This window comes from Actinocorallia populi (assembly GCF_002995495.1).
Classification (GTDB): Bacteria; Actinomycetota; Actinomycetes; order Streptosporangiales; family Streptosporangiaceae; genus Actinocorallia; species Actinocorallia populi.
Genome location: NZ_PVZV01000002.1, coordinates 516,687 through 537,259, shown reverse-complemented (window position 1 = coordinate 537,259; position 20,573 = coordinate 516,687). Strand labels below are relative to the sequence as shown.

The 20,573-nt window shown below is 71.6% G+C and carries 19 protein-coding genes and 3 tRNA genes; 4 read left to right on the top strand and 18 right to left on the bottom strand.

From position 1 onward, the window contains the following. Positions 1-16 precede the first annotated feature (16 nt). The gene (locus tag C2865_RS39315) at positions 17-196 is read right to left on the bottom strand and encodes a hypothetical protein (RefSeq protein WP_157963642.1); all 180 of its coding nucleotides are present in this window, start codon (positions 194-196) and stop codon (positions 17-19) included. Between the two features lie 18 nt (positions 197-214). Here C2865_RS39315 and C2865_RS09430 point away from each other — a divergent pair, with 18 nt between their 5' ends. Continuing rightward, positions 215-850 carry a hypothetical protein gene (locus tag C2865_RS09430; protein ID WP_106397973.1) on the top strand — a complete coding sequence of 212 codons (636 nt, stop codon included), beginning with the start codon at positions 215-217 and terminating at the stop codon, positions 848-850. A gap of 105 nt (positions 851-955) precedes the next feature. Here the strand turns inward: C2865_RS09430 and C2865_RS09425 are convergent, their stop codons facing one another. Together C2865_RS09425 and C2865_RS09420 are read right to left on the bottom strand one after the other, a co-directional pair. Next, positions 956-1,987 (bottom strand): hemolysin family protein, encoded by a 1,032-nt coding sequence (locus C2865_RS09425; RefSeq protein ID WP_106397972.1) that lies wholly within the window; start codon positions 1,985-1,987, stop codon positions 956-958. Then, positions 1,987-3,366, bottom strand: a complete 1,380-nt coding sequence (locus tag C2865_RS09420) for a hemolysin family protein (protein WP_106397971.1) — start codon at positions 3,364-3,366, stop codon at positions 1,987-1,989. The genes C2865_RS09425 and C2865_RS09420 overlap by 1 nt, the downstream gene beginning before the upstream one ends. Positions 3,367-3,567: 201 nt before the next feature. On the opposite strand from C2865_RS09420, the gene nhaA reads away from it, so the two are divergent. Together nhaA and mftR are read left to right on the top strand one after the other, a co-directional pair. After that, the gene (gene nhaA, locus C2865_RS09415; protein ID WP_106397970.1) at positions 3,568-5,421 is read left to right on the top strand and encodes a Na+/H+ antiporter NhaA; all 1,854 of its coding nucleotides are present in this window, start codon (positions 3,568-3,570) and stop codon (positions 5,419-5,421) included. A gap of 48 nt (positions 5,422-5,469) precedes the next feature. After that, positions 5,470-6,105 (top strand): mycofactocin system transcriptional regulator, encoded by a 636-nt coding sequence (gene mftR, locus C2865_RS09410; RefSeq protein ID WP_232835477.1) that lies wholly within the window; start codon positions 5,470-5,472, stop codon positions 6,103-6,105. Here mftR and C2865_RS09405 read toward each other — a convergent pair. From C2865_RS09405 to C2865_RS40635, 6 genes are all read right to left on the bottom strand, one after another. Then, entirely contained in the window at positions 6,095-6,901 is an 807-nt protein-coding gene (locus C2865_RS09405) for a mycofactocin-coupled SDR family oxidoreductase (protein ID WP_106397968.1), read from the bottom strand. The two genes, mftR and C2865_RS09405, sit on opposite strands and share 11 nt — an antisense overlap. Positions 6,902-7,032: 131 nt before the next feature. Continuing rightward, positions 7,033-7,105, bottom strand: a tRNA-Glu gene (locus C2865_RS09400). A gap of 24 nt (positions 7,106-7,129) precedes the next feature. Continuing rightward, a tRNA-Glu gene (locus C2865_RS09395) sits at positions 7,130-7,202 on the bottom strand. Positions 7,203-7,240: 38 nt separating this feature from the next. Next, a tRNA-Gln gene (locus C2865_RS09390) sits at positions 7,241-7,312 on the bottom strand. Between the two features lie 121 nt (positions 7,313-7,433). Further along, a complete protein-coding gene (locus C2865_RS09385; RefSeq protein ID WP_106397967.1) occupies positions 7,434-8,201 on the bottom strand; it encodes a fumarylacetoacetate hydrolase family protein in 768 nt (255 codons plus the stop codon). Positions 8,202-8,306: 105 nt separating this feature from the next. Further along, entirely contained in the window at positions 8,307-9,350 is a 1,044-nt protein-coding gene (locus C2865_RS40635) for a cellulose binding domain-containing protein (RefSeq protein ID WP_232835476.1), read from the bottom strand. Positions 9,351-9,707: 357 nt separating this feature from the next. On the opposite strand from C2865_RS40635, the gene C2865_RS09375 reads away from it, so the two are divergent. Beyond that, the gene (locus C2865_RS09375) at positions 9,708-10,061 is read left to right on the top strand and encodes an antibiotic biosynthesis monooxygenase family protein (RefSeq protein WP_106398649.1); all 354 of its coding nucleotides are present in this window, start codon (positions 9,708-9,710) and stop codon (positions 10,059-10,061) included. A 52-nt stretch (positions 10,062-10,113) separates the two neighbouring features. Here the strand turns inward: C2865_RS09375 and C2865_RS09370 are convergent, their stop codons facing one another. The 9 genes from C2865_RS09370 to serA all read right to left on the bottom strand — a co-directional run bounded on the left by C2865_RS09370 (position 10,114) and on the right by serA (position 20,512). Continuing rightward, positions 10,114-10,392, bottom strand: coding sequence for a GNAT family N-acetyltransferase (locus C2865_RS09370; protein WP_106397965.1), 279 nt, complete (start codon positions 10,390-10,392; stop codon positions 10,114-10,116). 18 nt (positions 10,393-10,410) lie between these two features. Next, positions 10,411-11,985: a citramalate synthase gene (gene cimA / locus C2865_RS09365; RefSeq protein ID WP_106397964.1), complete on the bottom strand. Its 1,575-nt coding sequence runs from the start codon at positions 11,983-11,985 to the stop codon at positions 10,411-10,413. Positions 11,986-12,306: 321 nt separating this feature from the next. Next, complete coding sequence (locus tag C2865_RS09360) at positions 12,307-13,398, bottom strand: branched-chain amino acid aminotransferase (protein WP_106397963.1); 1,092 nt, start codon at positions 13,396-13,398, stop codon at positions 12,307-12,309. Positions 13,399-13,550: 152 nt separating this feature from the next. After that, positions 13,551-14,600 carry a 3-isopropylmalate dehydrogenase gene (locus C2865_RS09355; RefSeq protein WP_106398648.1) on the bottom strand — a complete coding sequence of 350 codons (1,050 nt, stop codon included), beginning with the start codon at positions 14,598-14,600 and terminating at the stop codon, positions 13,551-13,553. A gap of 69 nt (positions 14,601-14,669) precedes the next feature. Next, a complete protein-coding gene (locus tag C2865_RS09350; RefSeq protein WP_106397962.1) occupies positions 14,670-16,730 on the bottom strand; it encodes an AAA family ATPase in 2,061 nt (686 codons plus the stop codon). A gap of 234 nt (positions 16,731-16,964) precedes the next feature. After that, entirely contained in the window at positions 16,965-17,345 is a 381-nt protein-coding gene (locus C2865_RS09345; protein WP_106397961.1) for a hypothetical protein, read from the bottom strand. Next, on the bottom strand, positions 17,342-17,662 hold the full coding sequence (locus C2865_RS09340) for a hypothetical protein (RefSeq protein ID WP_106397960.1): 321 nt from the start codon (positions 17,660-17,662) through the stop codon (positions 17,342-17,344). The genes C2865_RS09345 and C2865_RS09340 overlap by 4 nt, the downstream gene beginning before the upstream one ends. Continuing rightward, positions 17,659-18,738 (bottom strand): hypothetical protein, encoded by a 1,080-nt coding sequence (locus C2865_RS09335; RefSeq protein WP_157963639.1) that lies wholly within the window; start codon positions 18,736-18,738, stop codon positions 17,659-17,661. The genes C2865_RS09340 and C2865_RS09335 overlap by 4 nt, the downstream gene beginning before the upstream one ends. Before the next feature lie 184 nt (positions 18,739-18,922). Then, complete coding sequence (gene serA / locus C2865_RS09330) at positions 18,923-20,512, bottom strand: phosphoglycerate dehydrogenase (protein ID WP_106397958.1); 1,590 nt, start codon at positions 20,510-20,512, stop codon at positions 18,923-18,925. Positions 20,513-20,573: the final 61 nt, after the last annotated feature.

Below are 20,573 nucleotides of genomic sequence, written 5' to 3'. Positions count from 1 at the left end.
GCGGCGCCGCCCCCGGTCACGCCTCGGGGTCGCCCCGCGTCCCGGCCTCGGCGAGCCGTTCGTGCAGGCGCCGCCGGATCTCCTCGGGGGTGTAGGCGCGGCGGCGGCGTTCGGAGCGGACGATGACGGCGCCGGTGGCGGCGACGCCCGCCAGACCCGCCAGGCCTAGAACTTTCCACCAGTTCATACGCTTCATCCGCTTAGGCTACGAGATATGACGGCCATCAGCCTGGAGAGAGCACTCGAACTCACCCGGACCGGCGACATCTGGGTCTTCCGCGGCCGGTCGCCCGCCGACCGGGCGATCCAGACGCTGACCAACAGCCCCGTCAACCACGTCGGCATATCCCTGGTCGTCGACGACCTGCCGCCGCTGATGTGGCACGCCGAGCTGGGCAGGTCGCTCCCCGACCTGTGGTCGGGCACCCAGCACCGCGGCGTCCAGCTCCACGACATGCACGACGCCGTCTGCCAGTGGGCGGCCCGCTACGGCCAGCGCGCCTGGCTGCGCCAGCTCGACCGTCCCGTCACCCGCGAGATGGAGGACGGGGCGCTGAGGATGATCGCCCGCCTGGACGGCACGCCCTTCCCCTCCACCGCCCGCCTCACCACCCGCTGGTTCAAGGGCCGCGTCCCGTTCCTCAGGGAGAAGCAGGCGCTGGAGAGCGCCTACTGCGCCGAGGTCGTCGCCCTCACCTACGGCGCGATGGGCCTGCTCCCCAAGCGGCGGCGCCCCAACTGGTACGACCCGGGCCGCTTCTGGAGCGGCGACTCCCTCGACCTCGCCGACGGCTACGAGCTCGGCGACGAGATCGCCGTGGACGTCCCGGTCACCGCCGGACGCCGTTAGGACGGGCGCCGCAAGGAGCCGCGCGGAACGAGAGCCGCGGCCACCCCGATGGCGGCCGCGGCTCTCGGCGTAGGCGTTCGGACACCGGCGGGTGCCGGCCCGGCGTCAGCGGACGGCCGGGGCCGTCCGGCCGCTCTCGGTGCGGGGGAACAGGTGGCGGAGGATGTCGATGATGGTGACGACTCCGGCGACCCGGTCGCCCTCGGTGACGAGGGCCAGCTGGGTGCTGGTCTCGCGCATCTGGGTGAGGGCGGTGTAGACGGGGGTCTCCACCGGCATGCGGTGGGCCGGACGGGTCAGGTGGGAGATGTCCCCGGTCTCCGGTTCGTTGAGGGTGTCGCGGACGTGGACGACGCCCCACGCGGTGCCCGGATCGGTCACCAGGATGCGCAGGTGGCCCGAGGCCCGGCTGGCTGCCTGGACGTCGGCGACGGTGGCGCCCTTGGGCACGGTGGTGGGCTTGGCGTCCGGCCGCAGCAGGTCGCCCAGCCGCAGGTCCTGCAGGTCCAGGGCGCCCGAGAGCTGCGCGGAGTACCGGCTGTCGAGCGCGCCGACGTTGGCGGAGTGCTCCACCAGGTGCCGCAGCGCCTCCGGGTCCTGCCCGGCCGCGACCTGGTCGGCGGCCTCGACGCCGACCTTGCGCAGGCACCGGTTGGCGCCTTCGTTCAGCGCGCGCAGCAGCGGCCTGGTCAGCCACATGAAGCCGCGCATCGGCAGCGCCAGGAGCGTCGCCGACTTCTCGGGATGCGCGATCGCCCACGACTTGGGCGCCATCTCCCCGACGACCAGGTGCAGGAACGTCACGATGATCAGGGCGAGCACGAAGCCCGCCACGTCGGCCGACCAGGGCGCCAGGCCCCAGGAGGTGAACAGGGGCGTGAGCCAGTGGTGCACCGCGGGCTTGGTGATCGCGCCGAGCGCCAGGGTGCAGACGGTGATGCCCAGCTGCGCCCCGGCCAGCAGCACGGTCAGCTCCGAGGCGCTGCGCAGCGCGGCGCGCGCCGACCTGCTGGTGTGCGCGGCGTCCTCCAGCCGGTGCCGCTTGGCCGCGATCAGCGCGAACTCCACGGCGACGAAGAAGGCGCTCAGCGCGATGATCAGTACCGTCACCACCAGGACGGTCCACGGGTTCTCCATCAGCGCTCCTCCTCCCCCAGGGCGTCCCGGTCGACGTCCCGGCCGATCTCCAGCCGGATGGACGACGGCACGTGGTTGTCGATCTCCAGCACCTCGACGCGGACGAACCGGCGCGGCGGCTCGTCGCTGTGGGCCAGGTCGGCGGGGTCGGCGGGCAGTTCGATCTCCAGTTCCGTGCCGGGTTCGGGCAGCGCCCCGTAGGAGGCGATCACCAGCCCGGCGATGGTCTCGTAGTCGCCCTCGGGCAGCCGGTGGTCGATGGTGCGCTCGACCTCGTCGATGTGGAAGGTGCCCGGGATGATCCAGGCCTCCCCGTCGGCGGTGGCCGTGGGCTCCTCCTCGTCCGCGTCGTGCTCGTCGGTGATCTCGCCGACCAGTTCCTCGGCGAGGTCCTCCAGGGTGAGGATCCCGGCGAAGCCGCCGAACTCGTCGACGACGCAGGCCAGCTGCACCCGGTGCTCGATCAGCTCGTCCAGCACCGCGGGCAGGGTCATCAGCGTCGGCACGACGACCGGCGGCTTCATGATCGTCGACACGGGGCGGGACGGGTCGGCCGCGGCCAGCACCTCGTCGAGGTCGACCACGCCGGTGATCCGCTCCTCGGCGTCCAGCACGGGGTAGCGGGAGTGCCCGGCGCCCATCTCGCGCCGCACCTCGCCGATCGGCGTGTCGTGGTCGACGGTGCCGACCTGGGAGCGCGGGATCATGGCGTGCTCGACGTCCCGCTGCGGGAAGTCCAGGATGCGGTCGAGCAGGATCGACAGGTCCGGCGGCAGGTCGCCGCTGCGGCGCGAGTCGGCCACGATGTGCGCCAGGTCCCGTTCGGTGGCCGAGTGCTCCACGTCGTGGACGGGCTCGATGCGCAACATCCGGAGCAGGAGGTTGGACGACTGGTCGAACACCCAGATCAACCAGCCGAACAGCTTCAGGTAGATCAGCGTCGAGCGCGCCAGCCGCAGGGCCACGGGCTCGGGCCGGGAGATCGCGAGGTTCTTGGGGAACAGCTCGCCGAACAGCATCTGCACCAGCGTGGAGAAGGCCAGTGCCAGCACGGTCCCGATGGCGACGCCGGTGCCCGCGGGCACGCCCGCGCCGCCGAGGATGTCCCCGAACGCCTCGCCGATCAGCGGTTCGGCGACGTAGCCGACGAGCAGTCCGGTGACGGTGATGCCCAGCTGCGCCCCCGACAGCATGAAGGAGGTGCGCCGCGTCACCTTCAGGGCGCGGGACGCGGCGCCGTCGCCGCCTCCCGCACGGGCGTTCAGCCGGGAGCGGTCCACGGCCATGTAGGCGAATTCCTGGGCGACGAAGTAACCCGTCAGCGCGGTGATGGCGAGCACCACGGCCACGCCCAGCACAAGGGAGAGCGCGGTGATCACCGGTTCCCCTTCCGCGGTTCAGTGGCGAGGGAGGCGGTGCCGGTAGATAGGTCGCAGTCCATGTGTCTCTCTGGTCGGTCAGGTCTCTGCTACAACGCCGGATGACCTGGTCGGGTTCCCAAAATACTACTTTTGTAATTCGGGACCTCCGGAGCCCCATCCGGTGATCTTCCCCGCCGGAGCGGGTAACTCTCCGACGACATGGCGACGAGAAACGAGACGAAGGCCGGCGGAGGCGCGCTGCGGGAGCAGCTGTCGGCCCCCCTGCGCCGTTTCCTGGCCACCGAGGCGGGAAGCGCGGGGCTCCTGCTCGCCGCCGCGCTCCTGGCCCTGCTGTGGGCCAACTCACCCTGGTCGCACCTGTACGAGTCCCTCTGGCGGCTGGAGGCGTCCCTGTCCTTCGGTGGCGCCACGCTGGCGATGGACCTCGAGCACTGGGTGAACGACGGCCTGATGGCGGTCTTCTTCTTCGTCGTCGGCCTGGAGGTGCGGCACGAGTTCTCCGTCGGGGAGCTGACCGAGCCCCGCCGCGTCGCCGTCCCCATGCTGGCGGCGTTCGGCGGCATCGTCATCCCCGCCCTGATCTACCTGGCGTTCAACCCCTCGGGCGAGGCCGCCGGAGGCTGGGGCGTGGTCATCGGCACCGACACCGCGTTCATGCTGGGCGCCCTGGCCCTGGTCGGCCCCCGGTTCTCCACCCAGCTGCGGATCTTCCTGCTGGTCTTCAGCGTCATCGACGACATCGTGGCGGTGGGCGTGATCGGGCTGGTCTACTCCGACGCGCTGCACCCCCCGGCCCTGGTGGCCATGGTGGTCATGTGCGGGGTGCTCTGGCTGCTGAGCCGCCTCGGGGTCTGGCGCAGCACCCCGTACGTGCTGGCCGGGGCCGGGCTGTGGCTGGCCACCCACGAGGCGGGCCTGCACGGTTCCATCGCGGGCATGCTGGGCGGGCTGCTCATCGCCGCGCACGAGCCGGCCCGCGCCGCCGTCGAACGGGCCGCCCGCTCCTTCCGCGCCTTCTGGCAGTCGCCCCGGGTCGAGGTGGGCCGCACGGCGCGCGAGGGGCTGCAGCAGGCGGTGTCGATCAACGAGCGGCTGCAGCTGCGGCTGCACCCCTGGTCCGGCTACGTGATCGTCCCGCTGTTCGCGCTGGCCAACGCCGGTGTCGACCTGCGCGGCGGCGTCCTGGCCGAGGCGCTCGCCTCCCCGCTCACCTGGGGCGTGGTCTGCGCCCTGGTCCTGGGCAAGCTGATCGGCGTGGGGGGCACCTCCCTGCTGGCCTTCCGGCTCGGCGCCGGACGGCCGCCCCAGGGTGTCGGCAGGGGCCACGTGCTGGGCGGTGCCGCCCTGTCCGGCATCGGGTTCACCGTCTCCCTGCTGATCGCCGGGCTCGCCTTCGACGACCGGATCATGCAGGACGAGGCGGTCGTCGGCGTCCTCATCGCCGCGGTGCTGGCCACGACGCTCGGCTGGCTGCTGTTCCAGGTCTCCGCGCGGTTCCTCGGCGAGGGGGACGCCGACCTGCCGCGGTTCCTCGACCCTCCCGTCGACCCGGACACCGACCAGATCCGGGGCCGCGTCGACGCGCCCCTGACCCTCGTGGAGTACGGCGACTTCGAGTGCCCCTTCTGCGCCAAGGCCACGGGCGTCACCCGGGAGCTGCACAGACGCCTCGGATCCGACCTGCGGTACGTCTTCCGGCACCTGCCCTTGGCCGACGTGCACCCCCACGCCGAGCTCGCCGCCCGCGCGGCCGTCGCCGCCGGGTTCCAGGACCGCTTCTGGGAGATGCACGACCTGATGTTCGCCCACCAGGACGAACTGGAATTCGAGGACCTCGCGGGCTATGCCGCCGAGCTCGGCCTGGACGTCGAGCGCTTCCTGCGGGACCTGGACGACGAGTGCACCGACGCACGCGTCCGCGCCGACATCTCCAGCGCGGAGGCGAGCGGCGCCCGCGGCACCCCGACCTTCTTCATCGGCGACCGCCGCCACACCGGCCCCTTCGACGCCGAGACCCTCCTCCGCGCCCTGGAGGAGTCCCGCGCCCCCTGACGCGCCGCCCCGTCACGGGGACGCGCGGGCCATGGCAACCTGGTGCCCGTGACGTCCGATGGAAGGAAGGCCGCACAGCGGCTCGCGGGCAGGCCCCGCGCGACCTCGCGGGCCGCGCTGGAGCGGCTGGCCTTCGAGCTGTTCTCCCGGCAGGGGTTCGACGGGACCACCGTGGACGACATCGCGGCCGCGGCCGGGATCGGGCGCCGCACGTTCTTCCGCTACTTCGCCTCCAAGAACGACCTGGTGTGGGGCGACTTCGAGGACCAGCTGCGCAAGCTGCGCGAACTGCTGGACGGGTCGGACCCGCGGGCGCCGATGATGGACGCGGTGCGCCGGGCCGTCGTGGAGTTCAACCGGTTCGACCCGGCGGACGTGCCCTGGCACCGGCAGCGCATGCGGCTCATCCTCGAGGTGCCGACCCTGCAGGCCGACGCGACCCTGCGCTACGCCTCGTGGCGGGCCGCCGTCACCGCGTTCGTGGCCGGGCGCACCGGCCTCCCGGCCACGGCGATGGTCCCGCGGCTGGTCGGCAACGTCGTCCTCACCGCCGCCATCACCGCCTACGAGCACTGGCTGTCCTGCGCCGGGGAGACGGCCCTGGCCGACCTGATGGACGAGGCCATCCACCAGGTGGCGGCCGGGCTGTCGGCGACGCTCGACGGCGCGGGCGTCAGCGGTTGAGCGCGCCGAGGTCGACCTTCATCTCGGCGCCGGTGATGAACTTGCCCTCGTCGGAGGCGAGGAAGGCCACCATGTTGGCGATGTCCTCCGGCTCGACCATCTGGTAGGGCAGCGTCGGCATGAAGATGGGGCCGAGCATGGGGGACTTCTCGATGAAGTCCGTCATGCTGCCGTCCGACATGCCCGAACGGACGCCGTGCGGGTGGATCGTGTTGACCCGGATGTCGTACTCGCCCAGCTCGTTGGCGAGGACCTTGGCCAGGCCGACGACGCCGTGCTTGGAGCTGGCGTAGTGGGCGAGGAAGGGCAGTCCCTTCAGGCCCGCGACCGAGCTGATGAGGATGACCGAGCCGCCCTGCCCCTGCTCGATGAGCGTGGGGACGCTCGCCTTGACGGTCTTCCACGCCCCGGTGAGGTTGACGTCGATCATGTCCTGCCACTGCTCTTCGGTGAGCTCCCAGGTGCGGCCGTAGTTCACGATCCCCGCGTTGGCGACCACGACGTCCAGCCGGCCGAACAGCTCGACGCCCTCCTTGACGACGGCCTCCAGCGCGGCCAGGTCGCGGACGTCGGCCTTGCGCGCCAGGATCCGCCGACCCTGCTCCTCCACGAGCTTGACGGTCTCGGCCAGCTCGTCCTGCGTCGCGGGCTCGTACCTGACGTACCGGCTGGCGGACTCGACGAGGTCCACCGCGATGATGTCCGCGCCCTCGGCGGCGAGCCGGACGGCCTCCGCCCTGCCCTGCCCGCGTGCGGCACCTGTGATGAACGCGACCTTGCCCGTCAGACGACCCATGGTTCCCACCTCTCGCTGGTTGTGCACGAGCCATGATGGCACCGGGTGTCATAAACAACAAGAGCAGGGAGGACACCCTCTGAAATGGCGAAAGCCCCCTCCCGAAAAACGGGAGAGGGCTTTCGTTCCGGTACCTCCGAGCGGATTCGAACCGCCGCTACCGCCTTGAGAGGGCGGCGTCCTGGGCCACTAGACGACGGAGGCAAGCTATGGAGTTGTGAGGAAAAGTACCTCCGAGCGGATTCGAACCGCCGCTACCGCCTTGAGAGGGCGGCGTCCTGGGCCACTAGACGACGGAGGCAGGACCGGTCTCACCCGAATGGCATCCGGGGGGCCTTGCTGGGGTACCAGGACTCGAACCTAGAATAACTGAACCAGAATCAGTCGTGTTGCCGATTACACCATACCCCATTGCGCTTCGGGTCTGTCCCTTTCGGGCTGTTCCCTGGCGACCTCGGAAAGCTTACAGGACTTCCGGGGCACTAGCCAAAACGATTGCCCGAAGCGCCGGACTCCCCCGCCCGCGGCGGTCTCAGTCGCGCGCGACGACGCGGTTGCGCAGTTCGCCGATGCCCTCGATCTGCACGCTCACCGTGTCGCCGATCTCCAGCGGGCCGACGCCCTCCGGCGTGCCGGTGAGGATGACGTCGCCGGGCAGCAGCGTCATCACCTGGCTGACATGGGCGATGAGGTGGGGGATGTCGTGGATCATCGCGGAGGTGCGGGAGACCTGGCGCACCTCGCCGTTGACCAGGGTCTCGATGCCCAGGTCGGCGGGGTCGAGCACGGTCTCGATCCACGGGCCCAGCGGGCAGAAGGTGTCGAAGCCCTTGGCCCTGGTCCACTGGCCGTCCCTGCGCTGCAGGTCGCGGGCGGTCACGTCGTTGGCGCACGTGTAACCGAAGATCACCTCCTGGGCGCGGGCGACGGGCACCTCGCGGCACAGCCGGCCGATGACGACGGCGAGCTCGCCCTCGTAGTCGACGCGCTGGGAGAGCTTCTCGGGGTACCGGATCACATCGTTCGACCCGACCACGGACGTGGAGGGCTTCATGAAGAACAGCGGCTCCTCGGGCGCCTCCGAACCCATCTCGCGGGCGTGCTCGGCGTAGTTCTTGCCGATCGCGATCACCTTGCTGGGCAGGATCGGCGCCAGCAGGCGCACGTCCTCCAGCCGGTGCCTGGCCCCCGTGAACCGGATCTCGCCCAGGAACGGGTGGCCCGAGACCTCCGCGATCTCCTCGCCTTCGACGACCCCGAAGGACACTTCCTCACCTGCGGAAAACCTTGCTATACGCACGATCTCAGCCTCTCACACCGGCGCCTCCCGCTCAGAGACCGCAGGCCGCCGGTGGTCCGGTCCGCGAGGACGGCGACCCGAACGGACCCGCACCGACACCCTCGCTCAGAAACCGCAGGCCGCCCCGTTCACGGTGCACCCCTGCGGCCGGGACGGGGTCCCCGCCCCGCCGAACCGCACGTTCACCCACGCCCCCGCCGCGACCGGCGTGCTGTCCTCGTTCCCCGTGACGACCACCTTCCCGTCCTCACGCGGCCGGAAGTCACCGCCCCACACGTTCCTGATCGAGGCCCCCGGATAGCCGAACGACAACGTCCAGGCCGGCAGCGGCGCGCCCGTGGCGTTGACGAGCCTCACCTCGCCCTCGAAGTACCCCTCCGCCGTCTCGACCGTCCGGTACGTCACCTCGATCCCCTGCGAGGTCGTCCCGGAGAGCACCGGCCAGCCGCCCGCGGCCTCCGGACCCGCCGGGTCCGCGGGACTCCCGGGGGCCGCGGGGTCCGCAGGACTTCCAGGACCCGCCGTGCTCCCGGGATCCGACGGGTTTCCAGGGACCGCAGGGTCTCCCGGCTCCACGGGATCACCAGGGCCCGCAGGACCCCCCGCAACCGCAGGGCTCCCGGGAGCCGAGGAATTCCCGGGACCCGTCGTCTCCGCCGGACCCGCCTGCTGCGACGGCCCGCCGGGACCGTCCGTCCCGTTCCCCGGCGCCGCCTGCCCCGGGGCCGCCGGGGACGTCCCGGTCTGCCGCACCTTTCCGTCGCTTCCGGACGGCCACACCGCCACCGCCGCCAGCACCACGACCAGCGCCCCCACCAGCACGACCGCCACCAGCAGCGCCATCCGCCGCCGATGGGCCCCCGCGGGAGGCGCGGCGGGCCGCTCGTCGGCCGGCGCGGCGGGCGGCACCGCGAACGCCGCGTCCACCACGGGCTGCGGCCCGGTGACCTCACCCGGCCCCGTCACGTCCCCCGGCGGCGCTCCGGCGGGCTCCCCCGGCGCGGACGGGACGGGCTTCGGGGCGCCGAACACCACGTCCGGCAGCGGCCTGGCGGACAGGGTGAGCGACGCGGGCGGCCACCGCTCCGCCTCCGGCTCCCCCGCCCCGGGCCGCCTCGCGGCACCCGCCTGCTCTTCCTCCGCGTCCAAGTCGTTCCTCTCCACCGGCACGAACGATCTCTCGTTTCGGACGTCGCGATCCGGCCCCCGGTTCACCCCGATCCGATGACCCCGGGTGACCCGTCTCAGACTAACCGCGTCCTCTCCCCGAACTCCGCCCGTCCACAACCCCTTCTCTCCCACCCGCACCTCTGCGGTGGGACGCCGCTCCCGCGGACCGGCTCCCCGGCCGGACGGCCGGAGGCGACCGTCCGGCCGTCCGGCGGTCCCCGCGGACCTCCCCGCCGCCGGGGCGGGGTGAAGGTCATCCGCCCCCGGGCCCCAGTACCGTGGGAGACCTGTGGCCGACCTGATCGACGTCAGGTCCCGATGGAGGAGGCGATGACGATTTCGGTCGTGAAGATCAACGCGCTGACCGTGCCCGAGGGCATGGGCCCCGAGCTGGAGAAGCGCTTCGCCGCGCGGGCCGGGCTGGTCGAGGGCTCGGAGGGCTTCGAGGGCTTCGAGCTGCTGCGCCCGGTGGACGGCACCGACAAGTACCTGGTCTACACCCGCTGGAGCAGCGAGGAGGCGTTCCAGGCCTGGACCAAGAGCCAGGCGTTCGCGCAGGGGCACGCCAAGGCCGCCGCCGACGCCCAGCCGGGCCAGGGACACGGCCACGGGCACGGCCACGGCGGTCCGGCCGCGTCCGGGGCGGAGCTGTGGGGCTTCGAGGTGATCCAGAGGGTCGAGCCCGAGTAGACGGTGAAAGGCCCGCGCCCCCTCGTCCTGATACGAGGGGGCGCGGGCCTTCTCACGCGCGCAGGCCGTCGAACTCCAGATGGCGTTCCAGGTACTCCAGCACGTACGGGCAGCGGGGCACGACCTTCAGGCCGCGGGCGCGGATGTCCTCCAGCGCGCCGCGGACCAGCGCGCCGCCCAGGTTGTGGCCCTCGAACCCGGCGGAGATCTCCGTCGTCCAGAACACGACGTGGTCGCCCCGGCGGGTGTAGGTGGAGAAGCCCGCCAGGGCGCCCTCGTCGGTGAAGATCTCGTACCGGGACGCGGCGCTGTTGTCGGTGATCCGAGGCATCACCCCTGGTCTACCCGGTCAGGAGGCGTCGTACCCGGCGCGCAGCAGGCAGTAGGTGACGGCCTCCTCCAGGGCCTGCCAGGACGCGGCGATGATGTTCTCGCCGACCCCGACGGTGCCCCACTCGGCCTTGCCGTCGGAGGAGTCGATGAGCACCCGGGTGATCGCGTCGGTGCCGTGCGAGCCCTCCAGGATGCGGACCTTGAAGTCCACCAGCTCCAGGTTGGCCAGCTCGGGGTAGAGCCGCTCCAGCGCCACCCGCAGCGCGGTGTCCAGGGCGTTGACCGGGCCGTTGCCCTCGCCGGTGGCGATGATCCGCTCGCCCTTGGCGTGCACCTTGACGGTCGCCTCGCTGATCTGGACGCCGTCGGGGCGCTGCTCGACGATGACCCGCCAGGACTCGACGGTGAAGTAGGAGGTGCGGGCTCCGGCGAGCTCCTCGCGCAGCAGCAGCTCGAAGGAGGCGTCGGCCGCCTCGAAGGTGTAGCCGCGGGACTCCAGGTCCTTGACCCGGGAGACGACCTCGGCCGCCTTCTGGCCGGACAGGTCGTAGCCCAGCTCCTTGCCCTTGAGCTCGACCGAGGCCCGCCCCGACATGGACGAGACCAGCATCCGCATGTCGTTGCCGACGACCATCGGGTCGATGTGCTGGTAGAGGTCGGGGTCGACCTTGATGGCCGAGGCGTGCAGTCCCGCCTTGTGCGCGAACGCCGAGTGGCCGACGTAGGGGGTCTGCGAGCTGAGCGTCACGTTGGTGACCTCGGAGACGGCGTGCGCGATCCGTGTCATCTCGGCGAGCTGCTCGTCGGCGACGACCCGCATGCCGCGCTTGAGCTGGAGGTTGCCGATGACGGTGAACAGGTTCGCGTTGCCCGACCGCTCGCCGTACCCGTTGGCGCAGCCCTGGACGTGCGTGGCGCCGGCCCGCACCGCGGCCAGCGAGTTGGCCACCGCGCAGCCGGAGTCGTCGTGGCAGTGGATGCCGACCCGGGCGCCGAGGTCGACGACCTCGTGCACGACGTCGGCGAGCTCGTCCGGCAGCATCCCGCCGTTGGTGTCGCACAGCGCGACGACGTCGGCCCCCGCCTCGGCGGCGGCCCGGACGACCTCCAGCGCGTAGGCGCGGTTGGCCTTGAACCCGTCGAAGAAGTGCTCGGCATCGACGAAAACGCGCTGGCCCTCCGCGCGAAGGTGGGAGACGGTGTCGCGGATCATCGCGAGGTTCTCTTCCAGCGTCGTGCGGAGGGCCAGCTCCACGTGCCGGTCGTGGCTTTTGGCCACCAGGGTGACGACCGGGGCACGTGATTCGCGCAGGGCGGCCACCTGAGGGTCGTCGGCGGCCTTCAGGCCGGCCCGGCGGGTCGCGCCGAACGCGGCCAGCTGCGCGTGCTTCAGGTCCAGCTCGGTCCGGGCCAGCCTGAAGAACTCGGTGTCCTTGGGGTTGGCGCCGGGCCAGCCGCCCTCGATGAAGCCCACGCCCAGCGAGTCCAGGTGCCGGGCGAGGACCAGCTTGTCCTGAACGCTGAGGTTCAGGCCCTCCTGCTGTGACCCGTCCCGCAGGGTGGTGTCGTAGACGTGGAAACCGTCGCTCATGGAGATGCCCCTTTGCGAAGAGCCCGGCGAAACAAAAAGACCCCCCACGGACGTGAGAGGTCTGCGCGCCGGCGATGCCCTTTAGCCGACGCGCCGTCTGATAATGATCAGGCCGGTGCTCATAACAGGCTCAGTGTGCCACACCCGCGATACGTCCGTCACATGCCGGTCACGTGATCTGGGACACGAAAAACGGCGGGCGGGGCGCGAGGTACGGCGAGCGGCACCGGCTCGCGGGCCGGCGCCGCGAAGGACGCCGGACGGGTCCGGCGGAGGCGGACCGGGAGCTCCCGGCCCGCCTCCGCACCGCGGACCGACGCCTCAGGCGAGCCCGGTGATCCAGCCGTAGGGGTCGGGGCGCTGCCCGTACTGGATGCCGACGAGTTCCTCGCGCAGCCGCATGGTGACGGGGCCGCCCTGCTCGGGGATGGTGAACTCGCCCTCTTCGCCCTTGACGCGGCCGACGGGGGTGATCACGGCGGCGGTGCCGCAGGCGAAGACCTCGGTGAGCGCGCCGGAGGCCACGTCGTCGCGCCACTGCTCGACGCTGATCGGCTCCTCGGAGACCGGGACGCCGAGTTCGGGGGCGAGCTTGAGCAGGGAGTCGCGGGTGATGCCGGGGAGGATGGTGCCGGTGGTCGGCGGGGTGACCAGGCGCGCGTCGGGGCCGGAGCCGTAGACGAAGAAGAGGTTCATGCCGCCCATCTCCTCCACCCAGCGGTGCTCGGCGGCGTCCAGCCAGACGACCTGGTCGCAGCCCTTGGCGACGGCCTCCTGCTGGGCGACGAACGCCGCGGCGTAGTTGCCGCCGCACTTGGCGAACCCGGTGCCGCCGGGGGCCGCCCGGGTGTAGTCGCGCGACAGCCAGACCGAGACCGGCTTGACCGCGCCGGAGAAGTAGGAGGCCGACGGCGAGGCGATCACGCAGAAGAGGTACCTGGCCGAGGGGTAGTTGACGCCCATGCCCGTCTCGGTGGCGATGATGAACGGCCGCAGGTAGAGGCTGTGGCCCTCACGGGTGGGCACCCAGTCGCGGTCGGCGTCGCACAACAGCTCCAGCGCCTTGACGAAGGTCTCCTCGGGCAGCCGGGGCATGGCCATCCGGTCGCAGGAGGTGTTGAAGCGCGCCGCGTTGGCCTGGGGGCGGAAGCTGACGATCGCGCCGTCCGGCTGGCGGTAGGCCTTGAGCCCCTCGAAGAGCTCCTGACCGTAGTGGAAGACCTTGGTGGCCGGGTCGAGGGACAGCGGCCCGTACGGCCGCAGCCGCGCGTCGTGCCAGCCCCGCTCCCTGTCCCACTCGATCGTGATCATGTGCTCGGTGAAGTTCAGCCCGAAGCCGGGGTCGGCCAGCACGGCCTCCCGCTCCTGCGCGCTCTTGCGCCGCTCAACGAGCTGGATCTCGAATTCGATCATGTCTGTACCTCTCCCGGATCACCGGTAAAGACCCTACCGGCTTCTTTCCATTGTGTGCTCTAACTCACGTTGCGGCGACGCGGTGCACACAAAAAACGGGCACGCCGCGTCGGTTCGCGGCGCACCCGTCACTCACCGGGGTGGCTGCCGCCCTACCCGGCTACTCGCTTTGCTATGTCGTCGCCGACCTGCTGGGTCGCGCGCGGGCCGGTGCGCTCGGTCAGATCGGCGCCGACCGCCTTCTCGATCTTGCGGGCCGCCTCGGGCAGGCCGAGGTGGTCCAGCAGCATGGCGACCGACAGGATGGTGGCCGTCGGGTCGGCCTTGGACTGGCCCGCGATGTCGGGGGCGCTGCCGTGGACCGGCTCGAACATCGACGGCACCGAGCGGTCGGGGTTGACGTTGCCGGAGGCGGCCAGGCCGATGCCGCCGGCGATCGCCGCGCCGATGTCGGTGATGATGTCGCCGAACAGGTTGTCGGTGACCACGACGTCGAACCGCTGCGGGTTGTTCACGAAGAACATGGTGGCGGCGTCGACGTGGACGTAGTCGGTGGCGACGTCGGGGAACTCGGCCGCGACCTTCTTCAGGGTGCGCTGCCACAGGTCGCCGGCGAAGGTCAGCACGTTGTCCTTGTGGACGAGCGTGAGCTTCTTGCGCGGGCGCGTGGCGGCGATCTGGAAGGCGTAGCGGATGACGCGCTCGGCGCCGAAGGCGGTGTTGACGCTCTCCTGGGTGGCGACCTCGTGCGGGGTGCCCTTGCGCAGCACGCCGCCGACCCCGGTGTAGGGGCCCTCGGTGCCCTCCCGGACGACGATCATGTCGATGTCGTCGGGGGTGACGTCGGCCAGCGGGGACTTCACGCCGGGGAGCAGCTTGACCGGACGCAGGTTCACGTAGTGGTCGAGCTCGAAGCGCAGCCGCAGCAGCAGGCCGCGCTCCAGCGTCCCGGAGGGCACGGTCGGGTCGCCGATGGCGCCCAGCAGGATGGCCTCCTGTCCGCGGATCTCCTCGATCACGGACTCGGGCAGCACCTCGCCGGTGCGGTGCCAGCGCGCGGCGCCCAGGTCGTAGGCGGTCTTCTCGATCGCCAGGTCGTACTGACCGGCGATCACGTCAAGGACTTTGAGACCCTCGGCCACGACCTCGGGGCCGATACCGTCACCTGCGATGACGCCGAGTCGGATGTTGCGGGAAGCCATGGGGGCATCGTAGTGCATCCGTCTCACACATCGGGCATCCATCTCACATGTCAGGACGAAAGCGGTGGATCACGGCTCGGGCGCCAGCAGCACGGCCAGCCGCTCGGGCCCGGAGACGCCGAGCTTGGCGCAGATCTCCACCAGCTGGTCGGCGACCGTGCGGACCGGCAGGGACATCAGCTCGGAGATCGCCGCCTCGGACGCGCCGCCGGCGACCAGCTCGGCGATCTCGTACTGGATCCGGGTGAGGTCGGGCACCGCGGCGGTGCGCAGCGCCGGGGTGCGCACCTGGTCGCAGCGCTGCACCATCACCCAGGCGCGGGTGCCGGCCGCGGCGGCCTGCTGCTTGTCCCAGTGCACCTCGGCGGCCTGGGCGGCGGCCTCGGCCGCGTGCAGGGTCATGCCCAGCCCCTCGAACTCGAAGGACACTCCGATCAGCCCGGACCAGTCGCCGGTCGCGGCGGCCTCGGCGTGCCGGGCGCACAGCGCGGCCAGATCGCCCTCGGAGTCCTCGGCGAGCCGGCCCAGCCGGTCGGCGACCACCCCGGCCGCGCCCAGCCGCACCACGTCGTGCAGCGCCGCCACCGCGTACGGGCGCAGCTCCAGCGCCTCGGCGGCGGCCGCGGCGTCCAGCAGCCCGTGCACCGCGGCGCCGACCGCGCCCTGGGCGACCAGCAGCCACGGCCGGGCCAGCGCCACCGGGAACCACAACGCCCGCATCGTCGGCAGGGCCCGCCGGTCGGCCTCGGCCAGCGCGTCGCGGGCGGTGGCCAGGTCCCCGGCGAGGGCGGCGGCGTGCGCCAGCTCGCCCAGGCACGGTCCGGCGAACAGCGAGTGGCCCCGGCTCAGCAGCCGGGCGCCGTCCCAGCCCTCGCGCAGCGCCGCGTGGATCTGGCCGCGGGCCCGCAGCACCCGCGCCTGCGCGGCGGCGTGCGCGACGGGGTCGGCGGCGGGGGCGCCCTCCTCCCCGGCGGCGTCCAGGTCGCCGACCGACAGCCACACCCCGGCGCGGGCGAACTCCAGCAGCGGGACGCACTCGGGCGCCCGCGGGAGCCAGGCGTCCAGCTCGCGCAGCCCGGCGCGGACCTTGTCCAGCGCCGCGGCGGCCTGGCCGGTCAGCGCGGCGGTGACGGCCTGGACGGCGGCGATCCGCGCGTCGGACGCGGGCCGGGCGCCGCCGGTCGAGGCGGCGTCGTCGGCCAGGTCCAGCGCCTGGCGGCAGTCGGCCCGGTGCAGCGCGAACTCGGCGCGCTGGGCCAGGACCCGGCGGCGCTCGGCGGGCCGCGAGACCGTCTCCAGCGCGATGCCCAGCACCCGGTCGGCGTCCTCGGCCAGGCCGAGCCCGTAGGCGAGGTTGGCGGCCCTGGCCCGCGCGAAGGTCGCCCTGGCCCGGTCCTCGGGCCGGCGCGGGGCCGTGGCCAGCAGCTCCTCGGCCTCCCCGGCGCGGCCGAGCGCGGCCAGCAGCGCGGCCTGGGCCAGCGCCTCCTCCAGGGAGGCCGCCTTCTCGCCGGTGCGCGCGGGCGGGTCCTGCCAGTGGCCGTCGGAGAACGCCCCGGTGGAGCGGCCGACGCGCACCAGTTCGTACAGCAGGCGCAGGTCGCCCTGCGCCGCCTCGGCCAGGTAGGCGGCGGTCGGCTCGTCGACCTCCTCGAACAGGGTCACGTCGGTGAGCGGCGCCAGCACCACCGGGACGGGGGTGAGTGCGGCCAGCGGCTCGGGCAGGCACTCCCCCGCCGCCAGCAGCCGCATCCGGCCGGTCCCGGCCAGCGCGTGCAGCAGCAGGGCCGAGCGCTCGTCGAGCTCGTGCACGTCGTCGGCCACCAGGAGGAAGTCGCCGGGACCTGCCTTGGCCAGGACGGCCTCCACCGCCGCCGCCGTCTCCCGTACCGGGGTGCGGATCGGCAGCAGATGGGCGAAGGCCCCGAACGGCACGGCGGGCGCCTGCCCGGCCCGCGCCTCCAGGACCGGCAGCCCGCCCGCGCCTTCAAGGGCGACCTCGGCGAGCAGCCGGCTCTTGCCCGAGCCGGGGGCGCCGCTGACCAGCGCTCCGGGTCCGCGCCGGTCCAGGAGCGCTTCCCTGATGGCGGACGCCTCGGCGTCCCGCCCGGCGAATGGCCATGCCGTTCCCACACCAGGAGCGTAGATTCCCCACCGCGTCACGACCAGCCCTCAACTTTCCGCTGTCTCTTCGGGTCCACGCCCTGCACCGGCTCCGACGGCTTCGGATCTTCTGACGCCCGTCCCGCGGCAGCGGTTCGGATTTCCCGACCCTAGGGCTTGCAACTCTCCTTTTCGATCACCGACAAACCCTTCGACACGCTCTCAGACCAGCTCATCGACCTGCCTTTTCCCAGGTCAGAGCTTTTACTGGTCCTGCCATCGGCCGATCCCGGCGGCCAGGACGAACTGCTTGAGCCGTTCCACATGGGCGCGCGTACGGAATCCGGAGGCCCCGGGGTCGTCCGCCACCCAGAACAATCGTATTTCTCCCTCGGAGAGCCCTTTTCTTCCCCTGCGCAGAAAACCTGGCAATTCCTGAGCCAATGGCCCCTTGTGCCACAAATGCAACCCCTGGAACGGCCGCCCCGGCACCGGGACCAGCCCGAAGGCGATGATCTGCTCGGCCGGGACGAGGAGCTCGCCGTTGAACGTCACGCCCCGGACCGACAACACCAGCTCGCGCCGGAAGAACCGCCCGGCCCAGGAGGCCTGCATCAGCGAGAACTCCGCGGGCCCCTCGCTCACCGGCCCCGCCCCTCGTAACGCGCGTTGATCTCGGCCTCCACGGCCTCGCCCTCGGCGGCCAGCCGCTCCATATCCTCCTCGGAGAGCTCCTCCATCCGCTCCGCGGTCTTCATCACCAGCGGAGTCACCTCCCGGTCGAACACCTGCGTACCGGTGGCCTGGCGCAACGTGGCTCGGCCGGCGAGCACGTCGTCCATCAGCTTGCGGAAGGCGGGGTCCTGGCTGTTCTCGCGCAGCGTCCGCAACGAGTCGCGCAGGATCTTGGCCTTGGCGACGTCACCGCGGGTGAAGCCCAGCAGGGGGTCGTCGTCGTTCACGCGTTCACCGCCGGGTGGTCGTAGCCCGATCCGGGCAGCCGCTGGGTCTCCATCCCGTTCATCCCGCCCATGTAGCCGGCGATGACGCCGCTGAAGCCCGTCACCGCCGTCCAGGCGGCCCCGTGCGTCACCAGGATCTGCTTCCAGATCTTGATGGCCCGGCTGATCCGCCAGGCGATGACCCCCAGCGCGATCGTCGGGCCGATCAGCGCGCTGAACGTCGAGCTGGCCGCGCCCGCCGCCGCGACGACCGCGATGTACAGCAGTTCGTCCGCGAGCAGTTCGAGCAGGCTCACGATGCTCTTGGCCATCCCCCACATGCCGTAGGCGAGCGACTGGCACTGCGACCCGGCGTTCCTGGTCGGCGACACCAGGGTCTGGACCTGCTGCTCGAAGTCGTCGAAGTAGGCGTCGCAGGCGTCGGCCGCGTTCCCCTTCCAGCTCGCGAACATCTTGTCCGCCTCGGTGTCCAGGGCGCGGGCGTAGACGGTGTGGAACTCCGAGAGGTTCTCCAGCGCCGCTCCCGCCTTGGAGAGCTTCTCCCAGTCCCCGGCGAGCTCCTTGGCGATCCACTCGGCCGGGTTGACGCCGCAGACCTTGCCCATCGCCCACAGGAACCAGTGGCTGGGGCTGATGTAGTCGGCGCAGGACAGGAACATGTCGGCGACCTTGGGGATGGGGTCCTTGGGCGCCGGCTCGGTGAGCCTGGCGCCCGGAAGCTCGGATAGCCCTGCCGCCGGGTTCGCCGGGGGCGGCTCGGGCGTGACCTCGGTCCGCGCCATCACCCGGTCCATCTCGCGGATCGCCGCGAGGTCGGCCTTGCGGTACATGTCGGCGGTGTTGGCCAGCTCGGTGGAGCAGGCGGTGCCGAGCTGCTCCAGCCTGGTGAGCGTGTTCAGGATCGTGGTCCGCAGCTGCTCCACCTGGCCCGCCGCGGTGAAGAACATCCTGGCGTCGCCCGCCGTGATGTCCAGGTGGTTCTGCACATAGGTCTTCGCCGTCGTGGTGTCGGTGGACAGGGCCTTCATATCGGCGCCGAAGTTCGCAATGGCCGACGGTTTCACTTCGAAACTCATGAACCTGCCTTTCGCTCCGCGTCCCCGAGAGCGCCTCACTCTAGTGAGTCGATCACGGACCTCTCCGGAGATCACCGAGAAAAGGGAAGGACCGGAGCAAAAGGAAACACCCTCCCGGCGAAGCCGGAAGGGTGTCCGTGTACTGGCTGCGTTCAGCCTACCCGTGCGGGTGCCGTGAGGCGCCTCAGTCGGCGAGCTCGATCTGGCGGACCAGGCCGGCGCCGATCTCGGCGGCGATGGTCTCCAGGTCGTCCTGGGCGATCGCCGAGTCGACGGTCAGCACGGTCAGCGCCTTGCCGCCCTTGGCGTCGCGGCCGACCTGCATGCCCGCGATGTTGACGCCGCGGTCGCCCAGCAGCTTGCCGATGACGCCGATGACGCCCGGCTTGTCGACGTAGCCCAGGACCGCCATGTGCGGGGCGGGGGTGAGCTCCACGTCGAAGCCGTTGATCTCCACGACGCGCTCCAGGTGGCGCGGGCCCGACAGGGTGCCGGAGACCGAGATGACCTCGCCGTCGGCCATGGTGCCCTTGACGGTGATGACGTTGCGCCACACCGGGGACTCCTCGCTGGTGGTCAGCGAGACCTCGACGCCGCGCTCGCCGGCGAGCAGCGGCGCGTTGACGAAGGTCACCGACTCCTCGACGACCCCGCTGAAGACGCCCTTGAGCGCGGCGAGCTCCAGCACCTTGACGTCGTGGGCGGTGATCTCGCCGCGGACGATCACGTCCAGGCGCACCGGAACGCCCTGGGCCAGGGAGGTGAAGATGCGGCCGAGCTTCTCGGTCAGCGGCAGGCCCGGCTTGAGGTCCTCGGCCACGGCGCCGCCCTGGACGTTGACGGCGTCCGGCACGAACTCGCCCGACAGGGCCAGCTTCACCGACTTGGCGACCTGGGTGCCGGCCTTCTCCTGCGCCTCGTGGGTGGAGGCGCCCAGGTGCGGGGTGATGACCACGTTGTCGTGCTTGAACAGCGGGCTGTCGGTGCACGGCTCGCTGGAGAACACGTCCAGGCCGGCGCCGGCGACGCGGCCCTCGGTCAGCGCCAGGTCGAGCGCCGCCTCGTCCACGATGCCGCCGCGCGCGGCGTTGATGATGCGCACCTCGGGCTTGACCAGGCGCAGCTCGCGGTCGCCGATGAGACCCAGGGTCTCCTTGGTCTTGGGCAGGTGGACGGTGATGAAGTCCGACTGCTGCAGCAGCTCGTCCAGGGAGACCAGGCGCACGCCGAGCTGGGCGGCGCGGGCGGCCTGGATGTAGGGGTCGTAGGCGATGATCTCCATGTCGAACCCGGCGAGCCGCTGGGCCGCCAGGACGCCGATGCGGCCCAGGCCCAGCACGCCGACGGTCTTGCCCTGCAGCTCGACGCCGGTGTACTTGGAGCGCTTCCACTCGCCCTGCTTGAGCGCGGCGTGGCCCTGCGGAACGTTCCGGGCGGTGGCCAGCAGCAGCGCGATGGCGTGCTCGGCGGCGGTGACGATGTTGGAGGTCGGCGCGTTGACGACCATAACGCCGGCCTTGGTGGCCGCCTCGACGTCGACGTTGTCGAGGCCGACGCCGGCGCGGGCCACGACCCGCAGCCGCTTGGCGTGCTCGAACACCTCGGCGTTGGCCTTGGTGGCGGAACGGATGATCAGAGCGTCGACGTCGGCGACCGCCGGGAGGAGGGCGTCACGGTCGGCACCGTCCACGTACCTGACCTCGAAGTCGTTTTCCAGGACGGCGATACCGGCCGGGGACAGCTCTTCGGCGACGAGGACGACTGGCTTACTCAACGTGGGGTTCCTTGGGGTGAGAGGTCTCTGCAGGTTGGAGGCCGCCACGCCCTCGTGCCGC